At 58.8% G+C, this 18,216-nt stretch carries 23 protein-coding genes; 7 read left to right on the forward strand and 16 right to left on the reverse strand.

Annotation, left to right across the window (positions count from 1 at the left end; translation table 11 throughout):
- Positions 1 to 106: 106 nt before the first annotated feature.
- The 3 genes from ACQQ2Q_RS03230 to ACQQ2Q_RS03240 form a co-directional block, all read right to left on the reverse strand.
- On the reverse strand, positions 107 to 460 hold the full coding sequence (locus ACQQ2Q_RS03230) for an MmcQ/YjbR family DNA-binding protein (protein WP_428185578.1): 354 nt from the start codon (positions 458 to 460) through the stop codon (positions 107 to 109).
- 114 nt (positions 461 to 574) lie between these two features.
- Positions 575 to 922 carry an antibiotic biosynthesis monooxygenase family protein gene (locus ACQQ2Q_RS03235; RefSeq protein WP_428185579.1) on the reverse strand — a complete coding sequence of 116 codons (348 nt, stop codon included), beginning with the start codon at positions 920 to 922 and terminating at the stop codon, positions 575 to 577.
- The gene (locus tag ACQQ2Q_RS03240; RefSeq protein ID WP_428185580.1) at positions 919 to 1,248 is read right to left on the reverse strand and encodes an NIPSNAP family protein; all 330 of its coding nucleotides are present in this window, start codon (positions 1,246 to 1,248) and stop codon (positions 919 to 921) included. The genes ACQQ2Q_RS03235 and ACQQ2Q_RS03240 overlap by 4 nt, the downstream gene beginning before the upstream one ends.
- Before the next feature lie 189 nt (positions 1,249 to 1,437).
- On the opposite strand from ACQQ2Q_RS03240, the gene ACQQ2Q_RS03245 reads away from it, so the two are divergent.
- Positions 1,438 to 2,127, forward strand: coding sequence for an HAD family hydrolase (locus ACQQ2Q_RS03245; RefSeq protein WP_428185581.1), 690 nt, complete (start codon positions 1,438 to 1,440; stop codon positions 2,125 to 2,127).
- Between the two features lie 19 nt (positions 2,128 to 2,146).
- On the opposite strand, the gene ACQQ2Q_RS03250 is transcribed toward ACQQ2Q_RS03245, so the two are convergent.
- A complete protein-coding gene (locus ACQQ2Q_RS03250; protein WP_428185582.1) occupies positions 2,147 to 2,686 on the reverse strand; it encodes a hypothetical protein in 540 nt (179 codons plus the stop codon).
- Positions 2,687 to 2,923: 237 nt separating this feature from the next.
- Here ACQQ2Q_RS03250 and thrC point away from each other — a divergent pair, with 237 nt between their 5' ends.
- The 4 genes from thrC (at position 2,924) to ACQQ2Q_RS03270 (ending at position 9,229) form a co-directional block, all read left to right on the forward strand.
- Entirely contained in the window at positions 2,924 to 4,318 is a 1,395-nt protein-coding gene (gene thrC, locus ACQQ2Q_RS03255) for a threonine synthase (protein ID WP_428185583.1), read from the forward strand.
- Positions 4,319 to 4,340: 22 nt separating this feature from the next.
- The gene (locus ACQQ2Q_RS03260; protein ID WP_428185584.1) at positions 4,341 to 5,636 is read left to right on the forward strand and encodes a M16 family metallopeptidase; all 1,296 of its coding nucleotides are present in this window, start codon (positions 4,341 to 4,343) and stop codon (positions 5,634 to 5,636) included.
- 69 nt (positions 5,637 to 5,705) lie between these two features.
- A complete protein-coding gene (locus tag ACQQ2Q_RS03265; protein WP_428185585.1) occupies positions 5,706 to 6,320 on the forward strand; it encodes a GNAT family N-acetyltransferase in 615 nt (204 codons plus the stop codon).
- Positions 6,317 to 9,229 carry an EAL domain-containing protein gene (locus ACQQ2Q_RS03270; protein WP_428185586.1) on the forward strand — a complete coding sequence of 971 codons (2,913 nt, stop codon included), beginning with the start codon at positions 6,317 to 6,319 and terminating at the stop codon, positions 9,227 to 9,229. The genes ACQQ2Q_RS03265 and ACQQ2Q_RS03270 overlap by 4 nt, the downstream gene beginning before the upstream one ends.
- Positions 9,230 to 9,264: 35 nt before the next feature.
- On the opposite strand, the gene ACQQ2Q_RS03275 is transcribed toward ACQQ2Q_RS03270, so the two are convergent.
- Positions 9,265 to 9,870, reverse strand: a complete 606-nt coding sequence (locus tag ACQQ2Q_RS03275; RefSeq protein WP_428185587.1) for a YqgE/AlgH family protein — start codon at positions 9,868 to 9,870, stop codon at positions 9,265 to 9,267.
- A gap of 103 nt (positions 9,871 to 9,973) precedes the next feature.
- Between ACQQ2Q_RS03275 and ACQQ2Q_RS03280 the strand changes: the two genes are divergently transcribed.
- Both ACQQ2Q_RS03280 and ACQQ2Q_RS03285 read left to right on the forward strand, forming a co-directional pair.
- On the forward strand, positions 9,974 to 10,867 hold the full coding sequence (locus ACQQ2Q_RS03280) for a protein-disulfide reductase DsbD domain-containing protein (RefSeq protein ID WP_428185588.1): 894 nt from the start codon (positions 9,974 to 9,976) through the stop codon (positions 10,865 to 10,867).
- A 64-nt stretch (positions 10,868 to 10,931) separates the two neighbouring features.
- Positions 10,932 to 11,417, forward strand: coding sequence for a peroxiredoxin (locus tag ACQQ2Q_RS03285; protein ID WP_428185589.1), 486 nt, complete (start codon positions 10,932 to 10,934; stop codon positions 11,415 to 11,417).
- An 88-nt stretch (positions 11,418 to 11,505) separates the two neighbouring features.
- Here the strand turns inward: ACQQ2Q_RS03285 and ACQQ2Q_RS03290 are convergent, their stop codons facing one another.
- From ACQQ2Q_RS03290 to ACQQ2Q_RS03340, 11 genes are all read right to left on the reverse strand, one after another.
- Positions 11,506 to 11,814: a Dabb family protein gene (locus ACQQ2Q_RS03290; RefSeq protein ID WP_428185590.1), complete on the reverse strand. Its 309-nt coding sequence runs from the start codon at positions 11,812 to 11,814 to the stop codon at positions 11,506 to 11,508.
- Positions 11,815 to 12,025: 211 nt separating this feature from the next.
- Positions 12,026 to 12,475, reverse strand: coding sequence for a ribonuclease HI (gene rnhA, locus ACQQ2Q_RS03295; protein ID WP_428185591.1), 450 nt, complete (start codon positions 12,473 to 12,475; stop codon positions 12,026 to 12,028).
- Positions 12,472 to 13,437 carry a homoserine kinase gene (locus ACQQ2Q_RS03300; RefSeq protein WP_428185592.1) on the reverse strand — a complete coding sequence of 322 codons (966 nt, stop codon included), beginning with the start codon at positions 13,435 to 13,437 and terminating at the stop codon, positions 12,472 to 12,474. The genes rnhA and ACQQ2Q_RS03300 overlap by 4 nt, the downstream gene beginning before the upstream one ends.
- Before the next feature lie 202 nt (positions 13,438 to 13,639).
- Positions 13,640 to 14,038, reverse strand: coding sequence for a type II toxin-antitoxin system HicB family antitoxin (locus ACQQ2Q_RS03305; protein WP_428185593.1), 399 nt, complete (start codon positions 14,036 to 14,038; stop codon positions 13,640 to 13,642).
- 2 nt (positions 14,039 to 14,040) lie between these two features.
- Positions 14,041 to 14,220 carry a type II toxin-antitoxin system HicA family toxin gene (locus ACQQ2Q_RS03310; protein WP_428186471.1) on the reverse strand — a complete coding sequence of 60 codons (180 nt, stop codon included), beginning with the start codon at positions 14,218 to 14,220 and terminating at the stop codon, positions 14,041 to 14,043.
- A 52-nt stretch (positions 14,221 to 14,272) separates the two neighbouring features.
- A complete protein-coding gene (ispH, locus tag ACQQ2Q_RS03315; RefSeq protein WP_428185594.1) occupies positions 14,273 to 15,277 on the reverse strand; it encodes a 4-hydroxy-3-methylbut-2-enyl diphosphate reductase in 1,005 nt (334 codons plus the stop codon).
- Complete coding sequence (locus ACQQ2Q_RS03320) at positions 15,277 to 15,645, reverse strand: DUF1304 domain-containing protein (protein WP_428185595.1); 369 nt, start codon at positions 15,643 to 15,645, stop codon at positions 15,277 to 15,279. Before ACQQ2Q_RS03320 ends, ispH begins: the two co-directional genes overlap by 1 nt.
- A gap of 55 nt (positions 15,646 to 15,700) precedes the next feature.
- A complete protein-coding gene (locus ACQQ2Q_RS03325; protein WP_428185596.1) occupies positions 15,701 to 16,459 on the reverse strand; it encodes an SURF1 family protein in 759 nt (252 codons plus the stop codon).
- On the reverse strand, positions 16,428 to 16,811 hold the full coding sequence (locus ACQQ2Q_RS03330) for a DUF983 domain-containing protein (RefSeq protein ID WP_428185597.1): 384 nt from the start codon (positions 16,809 to 16,811) through the stop codon (positions 16,428 to 16,430). The genes ACQQ2Q_RS03325 and ACQQ2Q_RS03330 overlap by 32 nt, the downstream gene beginning before the upstream one ends.
- A gap of 133 nt (positions 16,812 to 16,944) precedes the next feature.
- Positions 16,945 to 17,229: a GNAT family N-acetyltransferase gene (locus ACQQ2Q_RS03335; protein WP_428185598.1), complete on the reverse strand. Its 285-nt coding sequence runs from the start codon at positions 17,227 to 17,229 to the stop codon at positions 16,945 to 16,947.
- A 70-nt stretch (positions 17,230 to 17,299) separates the two neighbouring features.
- Positions 17,300 to 18,175 (reverse strand): cytochrome c oxidase subunit 3, encoded by an 876-nt coding sequence (locus ACQQ2Q_RS03340; protein ID WP_428185599.1) that lies wholly within the window; start codon positions 18,173 to 18,175, stop codon positions 17,300 to 17,302.
- Positions 18,176 to 18,216: the final 41 nt, after the last annotated feature.

An 18,216-nucleotide genomic window follows, 5' to 3' on the forward strand; every position in this document is an offset into this window, starting at 1 on the left:
ATGGTTACCGAACTTGGTTACCAAACCCTGAAGGATGGAGAGTCATTGGCGAAATAGTCGAGAAAAATGTCTGCAATCGGCACATGGCGGTGGAATACGTCCGTGTTCAGGGATCTCTGTTCGCCTGAGCATCATAAGCCCTGAGCGTCGCCTTCCTGGCCTGCTTGCGCCAGGTGCGCTCTACCGTCGCGCGCACCCAGTCGATATCGACCTTTTCCGGTCGAGCCAGGATCAGCGGCCATGGCCGGTGATGGTCCGTGGTGAAGAACGTGTCCGGATCTACCTCGATGAGGAAATCACGCTCCTCGAACGGCACCTTGAAGACGGGGCAATCATGGGTGGGGTTCCAGAACAGGATCGCCTTGTTGTTGACCTTGAAAGACACAGCGTCCCAGGATTTCGTTTCGACGACGTCTGGCAAAGCCAGCACGATGTCGCGCAACATATCGAGTGTCAGCATGAACGAAGCCCCCTCGCCTGGATAATGGCAGATTTTCGGCTCCTGTCGAAGCGGGAAACGTGCCGGCGCCAAACCACGGAGCGATCACCCTCCGGTAGCCCCTCATTGAGGGCATCACTCTCCGTGACGCGCCAGACTGTCGGCTGGCGCTTCCATCCTTTCTTCCAATCCATAATCCCTCAGCACATGGGCGACACGCAGCCTGTAATCGGAAAACACGCCGCCCCTGCCAGCGGATTGGGCAAGGCGGTGCTCCTGCGTGTTGCGCCAGGCCTTTACCGCCTCTTCATCGCGGAAGAAGGAGAGCGAGAGCAGTTTTTCAGGCTGACTCAGGCTCTGGAACCGCTCGACCGAGATAAAGCCGTCAACGGTTTCCAGTTGGCGCTTCAGCCCGGCGGCTATGTCGAGATAGGCGTCCATCCGGCCCTCTGCCGGCGTCACTTCGAAGATCACTGCGATCATGGCTTTTGCAACTCTCCATGGGGGTTGGAAACGCATTTCAAAAACAGTCTATCCTCTTTGAGGATAAAGCGCTCGCGGCGAGAGAACGCATAATTTTCCTGGCCGAGCGGATCTGCGGCGAGCCTTGTCCGATAGGCTTCGTAAGCCGCCAGGTTTTCGATGTGATAGATGCCGTAGGCGGTGGTGGTTGAGCCTTCATGCGGGCCGAAATAGCCGACCAGATCAGCACCGCAACGCGGGATCGCTTCGCCCCAGTTGCGGGCGTAGGTTGCGAACTGATCGCGGGAAAAAGGATCGATCTCGTAGCGGATGATGCAGGTCAGCATGGCAGGCTCCTTTATGGTTTCTGCCCCTGTCTTCGCATGGCACCTGCTGGTGAAGCTTCGGCAACCGCCGAAGTGTCTGACGGTGATGGCGAGAGGCGATGTTGCCTTGTCCAGGCGCACTTGTTGTTCTTTCGCCTGACATCGTGTAGGGAAAGCCGCCTTCCCAGACCCCAAGATACGGACATCATCATGAGCGGTTTCGACCTTACCATTTTCGATTGCGACGGCGTGCTCGTCGATTCTGAAATCATTGCAGCCAAGGTCGAATCCGGACTGCTCAACGATGCCGGCTATCCGATCTCGGTGGAAGAAATGGGCGAGCGCTTTGCCGGCATGACCTGGAAGAACATTCTTCTGACGATCGAAAAGGAAATCGACATTCCGCTGTCTGCCAGCCTGCTGGACAAATCGGAGAAGCTTCTCGATCAGCGGCTGGCGCGCGAGGTGAAGATCATCGAGGGTGTTCTCTACGCATTGTCACGGCTCGAAGGCCCGCGCTGCATCTGCTCGAATTCCGGCTCCAGCCGTCTCGACATGATGCTGACCAAGGTTGGTCTCAAAGCGGCGTTTGGCGACCATGTCTATTCCGCCAAGGATCTGGGCGCCGACCGGGTGAAGCCCAAGCCGGATATCTTTCTGCATGGCGCGGAAAAATTCAACGTGTCCCCGTCAAAAGTCGTGGTGGTCGAGGATTCCGTCCATGGTATCCACGCAGCGCGCGCTGCCGGCATGCGCGTGATCGGCTTTACCGGCGCGTCACACACCTATCCCTCGCATGCCGACAAACTGACCGATGCCGGTGCGGAAACGGTCATTTCGCGGATGAAGGACCTGCCGGCGGTGATTGCCGCCATGGCAGAATGGGAAGGCGCGATCTGATCGCGCCACCCCGGCCGGCTTACTGTTTCGACTTGCCTTCGTCGAAGCCGATATAAACACGGGCAAGACCGCTCAGATCACCCTGAACCGGAATATTGACGTCCTTGGTGAAGACGAACTGCGTCGCGACAGCCGGATCGGCCAGCGTTTGTTCGTATTTCGTCAGTTCTGAATACAGCACATTGTCGCCATCGACCACAGACACCCGGATCGGCATGACGATATTGCCGGCCTTGCCCATGGGGCCGGCGATGATGCGGCCCTGGACCATGGCGGTGATGGTGAGCGTCGCGTCATTCTTGGTGCAGGCACGCGTGGTGTCGGCAAGCGAGGCCTGATAGATCACCTTTTCCGGGTCATCCTTGCCGCCACTGGCATAGGTCCGGTAGGAGGCCGTTCCATCGCGAAGCGAAATCCCCGGGCATGTGGTCTGCACCACCGCGACGTCAGCTGCCCGCTGGGCGGCCTTGGGATCCAATGTGCTGTCGGTGTTGCAGCCAGCAAGTGCTACCAGCAGCGATGCCGCGGCCACGCCGCGAGAGACGTTCAGAAACACCATACTCAACCTTCTGCATTCCAGGCCGTCGAATGCGGCCAAATCCTTCGCTCTCAGGCCTTTTCATTGGCCTTGGCATTGGTCTATACCAGCGGCGCGGCAAAAAATCGATCTGTTCGTGGGCGTTTTTGGTACAGTTTTCAAACTCCCGTCCCAGCCTTCGCCCAGGATCGACTTTGCCACTCATTTGCCAATCGAGGGATTGACGGCGGGCCGCCGTTACGAGCGAGGATCATTGCCATGGAATACATCTCCACCCGCGGCGAGGCACCCAGCCTCGGCTTCCGCGACGCCCTGTTGACCGGGCTCGCACGCGACGGAGGTCTTTACCTTCCAAAGACATGGCCAGAGCTTTCCAAGAAAGACATTCGCGCCATGCGCGGCATGACCTATCAGGAAGTCGCCTTCGAAGTGCTTTACCCCTTTACCGGCGGGGAAATCGAGAAGGACGCTTTCCGCTCGATGATCAACGATGCCTATGCAACCTTCCGCCATCCAGCCGTCGTGCCGCTGGTGCAGACGGGTGCCAACTCCTTCGTGCTCGAACTGTTCCACGGCACCACGCTGGCGTTCAAGGATGTGGCCATGCAGCTTCTGGCGCGGCTGATGGATCATGTTCTAGCCGGGCGAAATGAGCACGCAACGATCGTCGGCGCCACCTCGGGCGATACGGGCGGTGCCGCCATCGACGCCTTTGCCGGACGCGAACGCACCGATATTTTCATTCTTTTCCCGCATGAAAAAGTCTCGCCTGTGCAGCAGCGGCAGATGACAGGTTCAACCGAGAAGAATGTTCACGCCATCGCGGTGAAGGGCAATTTCGACGATTGCCAGAACCTCGTCAAAGACATGTTCAACGACGGCGCCTTCCGCGACAAATATCGCATTTCCGGGGTCAATTCGATCAACTGGGCGCGTATCATGGCGCAGGTGGTCTATTACTTCACGTCGGCGCTTTCGCTTGGAAGCCCGGACCGCAAGGTGTCGTTCACGGTGCCGACCGGCAATTTCGGCGATATCTTTGCCGGTTATGTCGCCAAGAAAATGGGACTGCCGATCGACAGGCTGGTGATTGCGACCAACGAAAACGACATTCTCGCCCGCACCATGCGCACCGGTCGCTACGAGATGAAGGGCGTCAAGGCGACCACCTCGCCCTCCATGGATATCCAGATTTCGTCAAATTTCGAACGTCTTCTGTTCGAAGCCAATGACCGTAAGCCGGAAGAAGTTCGCGCCGCGATGACCAGCCTCAAACAGTCCGGCGGCTTCGAAATCAAGCCAGGGGCCTTGAAGGTGATCCGCAAGGCTTTCCGCGCCGGCAAGACCTCGGAAAAGGACGTGGCGCTGACCATCAAGGACACGCTTGCCGAGACCGGCTATCTGCTCGACCCGCATACAGCTGTCGGTGTCCATGTTGCCAAGAAGCACGAAAAGGCCAATACTCCCATGATCGTGCTGGCCACGGCCCATCCGGCGAAATTCCCCGCGGCAGTAAAAGCTGCAAGCGGTATTGACCCGGCCCTGCCGGCGTGGCTTGCTGACCTGATGGACAGGGAGGAGCGTTTCACAATTCTGGATGCAGACCTTAAAGCCGTCGAAAGCTTTGTCGGCGACAACGTACGCACCCGGTAAAAGAAACGCAGAAAGACGGAACATGAATGTGCAGAGTACCCGGCTTGCGTCCGGGTTGACGGTCGTAACCGAAAGCATGCCCCACCTCGAAAGCGTTGCTCTCGGTACCTGGATCAAATCCGGTTCACGCGACGAAACCGAAAACGAACACGGCATCGCCCACCTCCTCGAACATATGGCGTTCAAAGGCACCCGCACTCGCGGTGCCCGGCAGATTGCCGAGGAAATCGAGAATGTCGGCGGCGAACTGAACGCGGCAACCTCGACAGAGACCACCGCCTATTACGCCCGCGTGTTGAAGAACGACACGCCGCTGGCGGTCGATATCCTGGCCGACATCCTCACCGATTCGGTTTTCGAGGCTGACGAACTTCAGCGCGAGAAACACGTGATCCTGCAGGAAATCGGTGCCGCCAACGATATTCCCGATGACGTGGTCTTCGACAGCTTTTCCGAGGTCGCCTATCGCGGGCAGACGCTCGGTCGGCCGATCCTCGGCACGCCGGACACCGTGAAGGGCTTCACCAGCGACGATATCCGCGCCTATCTTGCGCGCAATTACACCACCGACCGCATGTTCGTTGTCGCGGCCGGCGCTGTCGATCACGACAAGTTCGTCAAGCAGGTCGAGCAGCGCTTTGCCTCGATCCCGACCAAGCCGGAAGTTTCACCGGTCAATGAACCGGCACGCTATACCGGCGGCGAGACCCGTCAGGCGCGCGACCTCATGGACGCGCAGGTGCTGCTCGGTTTCGAGGGCAAGGCCTATCACGTTCGCGATTTCTACGCCTCGCAGATCCTGGCCAACATCCTCGGTGGCGGTATGTCGTCGCGGCTCTTCCAGGAAGTGCGTGAGTTCCGCGGCCTCTGTTATTCGGTCTACGCATTCCATTGGGGCTTCTCGGATACCGGCATTTTCGGCGTTCATGCAGCCACCGGCGGCGAAAACCTGCCGGAACTGATGCCCGTCATCATCGAGGAACTGCGCAAGGCATCGCAATCGATCGACCAGCAAGAAATCGAGCGTTCGCGTGCACAGATCCGTGCACAGTTGCTGATGGGCCAGGAAAGCCCGGCAGCACGGGCCGGCCAGATTGCCCGGCAAATGATGCTCTACGGTCGTCCAATCTCCAATCAGGAGATGATGGACCGGCTTGAAGGCATCACCACCGAGCGTTTGACCGACCTTGCCGGACGGTTGTTCTTCGACACGGTGCCGACGCTTTCGGCGATCGGACCGCTGGATAAGCTTGCATCTTTGGACGACATTGTCGGCTCGCTGTCTGAGCCGCACAAGGCAAAGGCGGCTGCCGGCTAAGGCCGGCCACCGACACTTTAGGATCTGGCTGCGGGCGAGACATCAGGCCCGAAGCGCTGGGGTTTGGGCATGGTACGATCGGTATTTCGGTTTCTGTCGCGGCAGCCGGAGCTCCCGGACCTTTGCGATGGGACCATCCATCTGCGCCTGCCCCGGCATTCCGATTTCCGCCAATGGCAGTCACTGCGGCGCGAAAGCCAGTCCTTCCTGCAACCCTGGGAGCCGGCATGGCGTGCGGACGACCTGTTCGAGCGCTCTTTCCGGGCGCGGGTTCTGCGTAATGAACAGGAATTTTCCTCCGGCAGCGCCGTTCCTCTTTTTCTCTTCCGGCAATCCGACAACGTCCTTCTGGGCGGGCTGACCATCGGTCTGATCCGCCGCGGTGCGGCCCGAACCTGCATGATCGGCTACTGGATGGGGGAGCGACATTCGGGTCGCGGCCATATGTTTGCCGCACTTGGAATCGCAATACCCTACATCTTCCGGGAGCTTGAGTTGCACCGGATTGAAGCAGCCTGTATTCCGGACAATGAAAAAAGCATCCGGCTTCTGCAAAAGTCCGGGTTTCAGCGAGAAGGCATCTTGCGGGACTATCTGAAAATCAACGGGCAGTGGCGCGACCATGCGATCTTTTCGCGGTTGTCCAGTGACGCCGAGGGCAACGGGAAATTTCCGACGGAATGAGCAATCCACTGACACAGCACGCGATACCGCTCGGCCGGGTGGCGACGACACTTGCCGCAATGATGATCGCATGGCTTGCTCTTGCGCTGTCGCCTGCCCTCGCGCTGGAGCCGGTGAAGATCGCGCGCGACGACATGGCGCTGGACCTGACGCCGACCACCGAGATCTATACGAATCAGGGCGAGGCTTTCCAGGTGTCCACCGCCGCCGGTGCCGACGGCATCCGTCGACGGATCGAGGTGCGCGCGACATCCAACAATCACCAGGGCGACTGGGCTGTGTTTGCGCTTGCAAACGTTTCGGAAGAACAGCTGGAGCGCGTCATTGTCGCGCCGCATTTCCGTCTCGCCAATTCCAAGATGTTCTGGCCCGATCTCGGCTCGCAGCGGATCATATCGATTACCCCATCCGAAGGCTTCGCGCTCGACCGCTTACCGAGCGACGAGGCGGATGTGTTTCGCATTACCCTGAACCCTGGTTCGGTGGTGACCTTCGTGGCCGAGCTTGAGGGACCGAGCCTGCCACAGATCAATCTGTGGGAGCCCAATGCCTACAAGGACACCGTCAACGCATTTACGCTCTATCGCGGTATCGTGCTTGGCATTGCCGGTCTACTGGCCGTGTTTCTGACCATCCTGTTCGTGGTCAAGGGCACATCCATGCTGCCGGCTGCAGCGGCCCTGGCCTGGGCGGTTCTTGCCTATATTTGCGTCGACTTTGGCTTTCTCGGCAAACTCGTCAACGTCTCCATGGCGGATCAGCAGATCTGGCGAGCGGGCGCGGAAGTGGCGCTGGCCTCCAGCCTTGTGATCTTCCTGTTTACCTATCTCAATCTCAACCGCTGGCACGTCAATCTGGGCTATGCCACCTTTGCCTGGGTGCTGGGGCTTGGGCTTCTGTTCGGCGTTGCGATCTACGATCCGTCCATTGCCTCGGGCATTGCGCGGCTTTCCTTCGCTCTGACGGCCACCGCTGGCATTGGACTCATCATCTATCTCGGCTTCAACCGCTATGACCGCGCCATCCTTCTGGTGCCGACCTGGGCGCTGATCCTGGTGTGGCTGTTCGGTGGCTGGCTGACCGTGACGGGCCGGCTCGACAACGACATCGTACAGCCGGCTCTGGGTGGCGGACTGGTCCTGATCGTCCTTCTGATCGGGTTTACCGTGATGCAGCACGCCTTTGCCGGCGGGGCCTATCAACAGGGGCTGTTTTCCGATCTGGAGCGTCAGTCTCTGGCGCTGACCGGGTCCGGAGATACCGTCTGGGACTGGGATGTGGCGCGCGACCGGGTTGTCACCAGCCCCGACATTTCGGTACCGCTCGGCCTGTCGCCCGGCACCATGCATGGCGCCGCGCGCAACTGGTTGCCGCGGCTTCATCCCGATGACCGTGACCGGTTCCGCGCCACGCTCGACGTGCTGCTGGAGCATCGCAAGGGCCGTCTTAGCCACGAATTCCGCATCCGCGCGGAAGACGGCCATTTTCACTGGCTGAAAATCCGCGCACGCCCGGTTCTCGGATCGAATGGCGAAGTGATCCGCTGTGTCGGCACGATCATCGACACAACCGAGCAGAAGAATTCGATCGATCGCCTTCTTCAGGACGCGATGCACGATAACCTGACGGGATTGCCGAACCGCGAAGTGTTCCTCGACCGTCTGCAGTCGATGCTGACGCTTGCGCCAAGCAATGAGGGCTTTCGCCCGACGGTGATGGCGATCGATATCGACCGCTACAAGCAGGTCAATGATTCGCTTGGCATTGCCGCCGGCGACAATATCCTGATTGCGCTGACGCGCCGTCTGCGCCGTCTGTTGAAGCCGCAGGACACGCTGGCGCGGCTTTCCGGCGACCAGTTCGGTCTGATCCTTGTTTCGGAACGCGATCCCTCCAAGGTGGCGGATTTTGCCGATGCCGTTTCCAAGGCGATCATGGTGCCGATCAATTTTGCCAATCGCGAGATCGTGCTGACGGCGTCCATCGGGCTTGTCTCCTGGGTCGACCAGCAGGAAAGTGCCACCAGCCTGATGAATGATGCCGAGCTTGCCATGTACCGCGCCAAGCGTGTGGGCGGCAATCGCGTCGAACCGTTCCGGCCTGCCTTCCGTACCGCCGGCACTGACCGGCTGCAGCTGGAAACCGATCTGCGCCGCGCCATCGAACGTCGCGAAATGTCGATGGTCTATCAACCGATCATCCATCTGGAAGATGGCGAGCTCGCCGGCTTTGAAGCCTTGATGCGGTGGGACCATCCGAAGCGCGGCAGCATTCCGCCCTCGGAATTCATTCCGATTGCGGAAATGTCGGATCTGATCGAGCCGCTTGGCATTTTTGCACTTGAGCGCACGACGACGGATCTCATGCAGTGGGAAAAGCAGAACGGCACTCTGCCGCTGTTTGTCTCGGTCAATCTTTCCAGCGCACAGTTGCTCAGCAACGATCTTTACAACGATGTGCGTTCGATCCTGTCGCGGACCGAATGTGAGCCAAAGCGGATCAAGCTGGAACTGACCGAATCGGTTGTGATGCAGAACCCCGAACAGGCCCGACTGGTTCTCGACAAGCTGAAGAGCACTGGCATCAGCCTTGCACTCGATGACTTCGGGACCGGCTTTTCCTCGCTTGCCTATCTGACACGCTTTCCTTTCGACACGATCAAGCTCGACAAGGCGCTGGTCTGCGACCACAGCCCGAAGAAGAACGTGCTTTTGAAATCGATCATAGGCATGGCGCGGGATCTGGACATGGATGTCGTGGCCGAAGGCATCGAGACCGACGAGGATGCGGAAACCTTGGCCAAGATGGGCTGCCGTTTCGGCCAGAGTTATCTGTTCGGCGCACCCATCGGTTCCGATTCGGTCCTGCGACTGCTCAAGGAGCGGCAGGCCGAAAAGCAGAAAGCCTGAGGCGCGTCATCCCTACCGTTGACAGGATGATTTGCTCAGGCGTGGCCGGCCTCGGCCGACAGCATTGCAGGGCTTACACCCATCAGGGCCAATGCGCGCTCATATTTGGTGTCGAGCGCCGTATCGAAAATCAGATCTTCGGTCGGCGGGCAGTTGAGCCAGCCATTATTGGCGACTTCGTCATCCAGTTGCCCCGGCCCCCAACCGGCATAACCCAGCAGCATGGTGGCGCGGCGCGGACCGTGGCCGCCGGAAATGGCTCTGACCACATCCAAGGTCGCGGTCAGCGAGATATCATCCGTCACCGGGATGCTGGAACCGCTTAGGTAATCGTCGGAGTGCAGCACGAAACCGCGACCGCTTTCCACCGGGCCTCCGCATTGCACGGGGAATTGCCGCGCGGTATCGGGCAGCATGATCAGTTCATCCTGCGGCAGAATTTCGAGATGGGAGAGGACATCCGGGAAGCTGACCGGTTGAGCGCGATTGATGATAAAGCCCATGGCACCCGCTGGCGAGTGGGCGCAGATATAGACGACGCTTCTGGAGAAGTTCCCATCTGCCATGCCGGGCATGGCAATCAGGAACTGGCCGTCGAGAAAGCCACGTTCGCGATCACTCTTGAGGTCCGAAAAAGCCATGCTGCCTCCCGTGTCTATGGCGTCACCGCTGTCCAAGTCAGCAAACATATTAGATCGGTGGAATGGCAAGGATGGGGCAACATCAAGGATCAATCAACCGAAAATGATGGAAAGCAAAAAAAGCGTGACTGGCCTGCCGGCGCTAATCGGACTAAAGCTTTCGGCAATGAGCACGCGCGTCCAGTTCCCCCACCCTTTCATCGCCCTTGCCGCAGCACTGCTAATCGGCATGGGTTTGGCCACGTCTGCCCTTTCGGCACAGTCCGAATGGGCGATCAATGATGGTGGGCGCATGCGGTTGATCCTCATGCCAGGGGACGACAAAGGGACCTATGAGGGTGCGTTGCAGATCGAGCCAAATGCCGGCTGGATCACATACTGGCGCGAGCCGGGCGATAGCGGCATCCCGCCACAGGTGGGCGTCATGCCGGGAAGCGACTTCAAACTCGAGAGCATTTCCTATCCGGTCCCAGTGCGCATCGACAATGGTCCCGTGCGCGATGTTGGCTATGAGCAGAAGGTAACGTTTCCGTTGGTCTTTTCCGGTCCCGTCGCTGCCGGCGGAAGGCTTGAGGCTTCCGCCTTTATCGGCATTTGCAAGAATATCTGCATTCCCTTTCAGGCGCATTTTACCGTCGATGTCAGCCCGCAGACCGATATGGGAGATGGCCTGATCCTGGCAGAGGCCAAGGCAGCGCTGCCTGAGCCACCGTCGCGGGACTTTTCCGTCACCGGATTTTCTCTCAATGACGACCACAGCACGCTGCATCTCGATCTTGCTGTGCCGAAGACAGATGAAAACCCGCAGCTGTTTGTGACCGGTCCGGAAGGTACGCTGTTTCTCGACTACACCGTCGTTGAAAGCGCACCTGGCACGCTGTCTGTCGAGATGCCGGTCGCGCGTCTGCCTGAACATTACGATCCCTCCGGCAAGACGTGGTCGGTTCTGGTTGTCGATGGCGGACGGGCGATGGAAAGCGCGCTTGCCTTCGAATAGCGGCACCCTATATTGCCTCTGCACGCGGCCATAAGGCCCTTAGCCAACCCATTCGGAGGACATCATGGCGATTGCAATCGGCGACCGGCTGCCCGCTACAAGCTTCAAGGAAAAGACAGCCGACGGCATCGTCGACGTGACGACCGAGGATTTCTTCAAGGGCAAGACAGTCGTGCTGTTTGCCGTGCCCGGCGCGTTTACGCCAACCTGCACCAATAATCACCTGCCCGGCTATCTGGAAAACCGCGATGCCTTCCTGTCGCGCGGCGTCGACGACATCGCCGTCGTATCGGTCAACGATGCCCATGTGATGGGCGCCTGGGGCCAGCACACGGGCGCTGCCGGCAAGATCCGCTTCCTGGCCGACGGAAATGGCGATTTTGCCAAGGCGACCGGTCTTGATATGGATTTGTCTGCCGGTGGCCTCGGCCACCGGTCAAAGCGCTATTCGATGCTGGTGAAGGATGGCGTGGTCGAGCAGCTCAATATCGAAGAGAGCCCCGGTCAGGCCGTGACTTCAGGCGCGTCGACGATGCTGGGCCAGCTCTGATCTCAGACAAATTCAGTCTATAAACGATCAAGGGGCGCTTCTGGCGCCCCTTTGTCATTACCGCTTGTGCCGCCGCCGGCAGAGCTGGTCAGATATCCATGTCGAAGACGAGGATGCCCGAGAGGCCACCATCGGTGGCGCGGACGATGCGATCGCCCACGGCCTTGTGATCCGGATGGGACAGGTAGTAATCGCGCACGGTCTCATCCTCGAAAGTGACCGTGAAGCCGTCATTATAGCCGCTGCTCAGGCCTTCCGGCGAGACATTTGGGCCGTACTTCACATCGACCATGCCGGGAATGAATTCCTTCAAAGCCGCGATTGCTTCGTAGATCGCCTGCTTTTCCTCTTCCTGCACCGATGACTTGAAGCGCAGGAAAACACAATGAAGGATCATATGGAGACTCCGCGTTGATTTCGTTGGCCGCACAATAGGGTCTGACAAAGTGTTGGCAAGCGCCAAATACGCGCAATTGAAGGGGCGTTGTCTCAGACGTCATCGACGCCCCTCCCCATGAGGCGAAAGAGCTATGTCGTGGGCGCTATGGCCGCCAGGCCAGGGGAGATTTCGCGAAAGACCAATTTTCCTCGCGAAAGAGGCTTGTCTCTTACCCGCGTCCCTTGTTCTTGAAGGGCGCCATGCCGTTGCGGGCCAGTTCGTCTGCGCGTTCGTTTTCCGGGTGACCGGCATGGCCCTTGACCCAGTGCCATTTGACCTTGTGCCGCTGGTTGGCGGTATCCAGCAACTGCCAGAGTTCGCCGTTCTTCACCGGTTTCTTGTCGGCGGTTTTCCAGCCATTCTTCTTCCAGCCGAAAATCCACTTGGAAATGCCGTCCATGACGTATTTGCTGTCGGTATAGAGATCGACCTCGCACTGATCCTTCAACGCGTTCAGCGACGAGATCGCGGCCAGCAATTCCATGCGGTTATTGGTGGTCTCGGCTTCGCCGCCCGACATTTCCTTTTCCGTCTCACCATAGCGCAGAACCGCGCCCCAGCCGCCGGGTCCGGGATTTCCCGAGCAGGCACCATCGGTGAAGATATCAACGTGTTTCATGCATTCAGTCCGTATTCTGCGCTGGTTTCAACAGCGCGGTGAAAGCGTAGCTTTTTCAGATATTCAAGTGGGTCTTTCTTCACCACCAGAGCACCCTCCGGCGTGGTCAGCCAGTCATAGAGACGGGTGAGGAAAAAGCGTAAGGCAGAACCGCGCGCGAGGACGGGCAATGCTGCGCGTTCTTCTTCAGAGAGCGCACGCACAGACTGGTAGCCTTCAAGGAGCGCCATGCTCTTGGTGACGTTGAAGGCGCCGTCCTTTTCAAAGCACCAGGCATTGAGGCAGATGGAAACGTCATAGGCGAGAAAGTCATTGCAGGCGAAATAGAAGTCAATCAGGCCGGACAGATTGTCGCCCAGAAAGAAGACGTTATCGGGGAAGAGATCGGCATGGATGACACCAGCCGGCAGATCGATTGGCCAGTTGGCATCGAGAAAATCGATTTCTGCGCGTATTTCCGCCTGCAATCCCCTTTCCACTTCGTCGGCGCGGCTTTCCGATTTGTCCCACAGCTGTTTCCAGCCTTCCAGCGACAGGGCATTGGGGCGCTCGATCTGGAAACCTTCACCGGCGACATGCATGGCCGCCAGGGCCTTGCCCACCTCGTGGCAGTGTTTGGCTTCGGGCTTTCTCAGCCACATGCCTTCCAGGAACGAAATCAGCGCTGCGGGGCGGCCTGACAATTCGCCCAGGAGTGCGCCATCCTTGCGTGGCAGCGGCAGCGGGCAGGACAGATCGCGTGCTGCCAGATGGTGCATCAGACCCAGAAAGAAAGGCAGATCGGATTTTTCCACGCGCTTTTCGTAGAGCGTGAGGATCAGTGGATCCCTGGTGGTGTGCAGCAGGAAATTGGTGTTCTCAACGCCTTCGGCAATACCCTTGTAGGACAGCAAATCTCCGGCATCATACTGATCCAGAAACGCCTTGAGATCGACTTCATTAATGTCGGTGTAGACTGCCACGTTTTCTCACCCTGCCTGCGCTCGGCTCTGTCGCGAATATCCTCGACAGCCTTACAGGGGCCGAAATGGGAGTGAAAGCCCCGCGGCGACACGAGCAACAAAAATTGGTGTCGTTGTAGTGGGACTTGGACGAATGTCAGGTCGAGAAAAATCTGCGTATCAGGCAGAAACCGCATAGCCCCGTCGATTTCCGGAATCTTCCTCAACGCTCAACGGACATCTGACGTTTGGCGGCCTGCGCCAAAAACCCCGAACGCGTCAGGCCATGAGCCTCGGCATAAGCATCAATGTCGCGCAACACATCCTCCGGAAGGGTAATGTTCAGCCGTACTGCTTTGCGGGCCTGAGCCTTCAGCGGGATGAGAACAGCCACCGCGTCACGATTATCCGGGTCGCTCATGACTGCTTCCAATGTCGATGGCTCGGGAATGGCATCGCCATCCTCGATCATACCCTCGACATGCAAGGCCAGCGCCTCCGTTGCCATGACGCGGGCATCGTCGAGATCCTGACCGGCAGTCACGACGCCTGGGAAATCAGGAAAGGAAACGCCGTAGTCGCTGCCTTCATCCTTGTGGATCAGTCCAATGAAATTCACCATTGTCACCTCAGTTTCAGATCCGCTTGCTTCTCGATACTCTCCAATGTGCCGATGGGGATGTCGCGTTTGGGATGGGGGACCGTCACGCGCCCGGACTTTTCGGCATGCTTGAACTGCACGTGGCTGCCGCGTGTGGCCACGCCCCCGCCCTTTGCTTGGGCTAAGGACGTTCGATGCTGCAATCGCGGCGCTGGATCGATTGCTCCAACCGGCTCTCGCTGGTCGGAGCCCATCTCACCCGTTCACCCAGGCCATGTCGTGGTGGGTGAGCTCTATCTCACGCAGTTCGCGATTGACGAGGAAGTGTTCGTTCTCGATCGAAAATTCTGCCAGTTCCACCGTCGTCTCATAGCGGGCCTTGAAGGCTTCGATGATCTCGTTGACGATCACTTCCGGTGCCGAGGCGCCGGCTGAGAGGCCAAGGGTTGAGATGTCGCCGATCTGGCTCCAGTCGATCTCGCTGGCGCGCTGCACCAGCATGGACTGCTTGGCCCCTGCGCGCAAAGCGACCTCGACCAGGCGCTTGGAATTGGATGAGTTGGGCGCACCGACGGTGATGAACAGATCGCAGCCGGGAGCGGCCTGCTTGACGGCTTCCTGGCGGTTGGTCGTGGCATAGCAGATGCTGTCTGCGGCCGGTGCCTTGAGATTGGGAAAGCGCTCCTGCAGCTTGGCAATCACGCCAGCTGTATCATCGACCGAGAGCGTGGTCTGGGTGACGAAACCGAGATTGTCGGGATCCTTGGGCTGGTAGCGCTCGGCATCCTCAACGGTCTCGACGAGGGAGACGGCTTCGGGCGGCAATTGTCCCATGGTGCCGATGACTTCCGGGTGGCCAGCATGGCCGATCAGCACAACATGGCGGCCCAGACGCTCGTGGCGCATGGCCTGCTTATGAACCTTGGACACCAATGGGCATGTGGCATCGAGATAGAAGAGATTGCGCGACTGTGCGTCGGCGGGCACGGATTTCGGCACGCCATGGGCGGAAAACACGACCGGTTGCTTGCGGTGCTCTTCGGGAATTTCGTCCAGTTCTTCGACGAAAATGGCACCCTTGGCCTCGAGCCCTTCGACGACATAGCGATTATGAACGATCTCATGGCGGACATAGACCGGAGCGCCATAGCCTTTCAGCGCAAGCACGACGATCTGAATGGCCCGGTCGACGCCAGCGCAAAAGCCGCGCGGGCCGCACAGGCGAATGGTCAGTGGCGGGCGAGAATTGGATACAGTCATCAGAGGCCTGTCAGCAACACGAAGATTAGGGCGATCAGCGCCGGCCCACCCTGGATCATCAAGATGCGGCGAGACGCGGTCATTCCCCCATATAGGGCTGCCACCAGCACACAGCCAAGAAAAAAGACTGCGAGCTGAAGGGCGAAGGCCGGTTCGGGCTGGATCAGTGCCCAGAACAGTCCCGCAGCCAGAAAGCCGTTATAGAGGCCCTGATTGGCCGCCATGATCTTCGTCGCCTCGGCCTGTGCCGCACTCATGCGGAAGGCCTTTCGGCCAGCAGGCCTGGTCCAGAGAAACATCTCCAGAACCAGAATGTAGACATGCTCCAATGCTACAAGTGCGATAAAAAGATCTGCGATAAGCTTCATGTTTACCCTCCCCTGCCCGTCGATCTCTTTTGTCACGAAACGGCAGTGGCGTCGATCAGTCCTTGCGGCGAAACAGGGCCATTCCCCCAACCACCATCAAGGCTGCTGCCAGTCCATACCAGGTCACTGCATATTGCAGGTGATTGTTGGGCATTTCGATCTGGGTTACACCGCCGACCGGCCATCCTCCATTGACCAGCGTTGCATCCGCATCGAGGAAGAAAGGCAAGACCTTTTCCTGATCCAGGCCCACCGTCTCGGCCATTGCATCGAGATCTTTCCAGTAGAAGATGTCCTTGGCCAGATCATTTTCCGGAACCAGCGATCCCGGCTTTTCGGTCAGCTTCTGGCGGGCAAGGCCCGTGACTGTTTGCGCGCCGTCCAGAAGGCCGGCTGTGCGGGTCTGCTGGTCCTTCATCTCGTAAGGGACAAAGCCCCGGTTGACGAAGAGATAGCGACCGTCTGACAGCGCAAGCGGGGTATAAATGTAAAAGCCGCTGCGTCCCTCGAAGGTGGCAAAGAAATGCCGTTCCTTGTCATTGAGAAAGCGGCCGGATGCGCGCGCTGCGCGATAGTCGATCGGCTTGCCTTCCGCCACCAGTGCCTCAATCTGCGGTACATCCAGGGGATCGGCATGCCGGCGCTCCTCGATGGAAGCGATCAGGCCTTCCTTCCAGGCCAGCCGCTGCACCTGCCAGGTGCCGAGTGACAAAAGGATGGCCAGCGCGATTGGAAAAAATATCCAGGCGGCAATTTTCCTGCCGCGGCCCAATGGCCTCATATTATTCACGCTCAATCGTGCCCTGACGCGCATTGTTCTTGAACTGGAGCGCAATCAACAGCGCCTTGATGGTTCTCAACAGCCAGATTGACAGCCCGATGGCGAGCGGCCCCCACAGGATGACATGGAGCCAGACAGGCGGATGATAGTTGATCTCCATCCAGACTGCCAAACCGACCACGATCAGATCGGCCAGCAGAATAACGAAGATGACCGGGCCGTCACCGGCGTCGATGAAGGAATAATCCAGTCCGCAATTGGCGCAGACGGGCTTCAGTTTCGTCAGACCATCGAACAGCTTCCCCTGACCACAACGCGGGCAGGTACAGGCAAAGCCAGCCTTGACGGGATCGACGGGCGGATAAAGGGCTTCGTCTTCACTCATGCAATTGTCCTGTTCGCACTTGGGCAGCCTGTCTTTTCAGAATAATTCGCCATGGACGCATAGGTATCCCTCAAGCTGCCGCACGTCCAACCGAAATACTGCGTCAATTGGACCGCCGCTTGAGCATTCCCGCTCAATGTCCGCTGATCACATCGTTCCATTCGGGATGACGGTTCAACTGGGCCTTGAAGAAGGGGCAGAGAGGGAAGATCTTCCAGCCGCCGCTTCGGGCTTCCTCCACGGCGTGAACCGCAAGCGCCTGGCCGACGCCCTTGCCCCGCAATGAGTCGGGCACGCCCGTGTGATCGATAATGATGAGCTGGGGTGACGCGCGCGAATAGGTCATCTCGGCCTCATGGCCTTCCACCGTCGCCGCGTAGCGCCCACCCGATGCGGTGGTTTCTTCCCTGATATCCATTTTCATCTCCTGAAATGAAACGAGGCGGCTGTTTGCACAGCCGCCTCCGAAAATTATGCCAGACCGTCGATCAATGGGCCAGCGGAGCGCCCCAGTCGCCCCAGATATAGATGGAGAAAAACAGGAACAGCCAGACAACGTCCACGAAGTGCCAGTACCAGGCCGCCGCTTCGAAGCCGAAATGCTGCTTGGGGGTGAAATCACCCTTCAGCGCGCGCAACAGGCAGACCAGCAGGAAGATGGTGCCGATCAGAACGTGGAAGCCGTGGAAGCCGGTGGCCATGAAGAAGGTGGCGCCGTAGATCGAATCCTTGAAGCCGAACGGTGCGTGAGCATATTCGTAGCCCTGCACGAAGGAGAACAGCACGCCCAGAGCAACCGTGAGAGCAAGACCGCTGATCAAGCCCTTGCGATCGTTGTGGAGCAAGGCATGGTGCGCCCAGGTCACGGTGGTGCCGGAGAGCAGCAGGATCACCGTGTTGTAGATTGGCAGATGCCAGGGATCGAGCACTTCAACGCCGGCTGGCGGCCACTGACCGCCGGTAAAGGCCAGACGGGAGGCCTGAATGGCTTCGTGCGGATAAAGGCTGGCATCGAAAAATGCCCAGAACCAGGCGACGAAGAACATCACTTCGGATGCGATGAACATGATCATGCCGTAGCGCAGATGCAGCGACACAACGCGGGTGTGGTGACCCTCATGCGCTTCCTTGATGGTATCTGCCCACCAGCCGACCATGGTGTAGAGAATGATGGCAAGGCCGATGAAGAACAGCCAGGGCGTCGCCAGTTCCAGACCGAACATCTGGAACGAACCACCATTCAGATAGCGCATGTAGCCAACGCCGCCGAAGGTGATCACAAAAGCGCCGATCGAGCCGAGGATCGGCCATGGGCTCGGATCTATAATATGGTAGTCGTGGTGTTTCTGATGGGCGTCGGCCATGTCATCTATCCCCGAAGTCTCTCCAGCCCGGACTGTCCGGA

It is taken from the genome of Agrobacterium sp. ES01 (assembly GCF_050320885.1).
In the GTDB taxonomy this organism is placed as follows: domain Bacteria; phylum Pseudomonadota; class Alphaproteobacteria; order Rhizobiales; family Rhizobiaceae; genus Allorhizobium.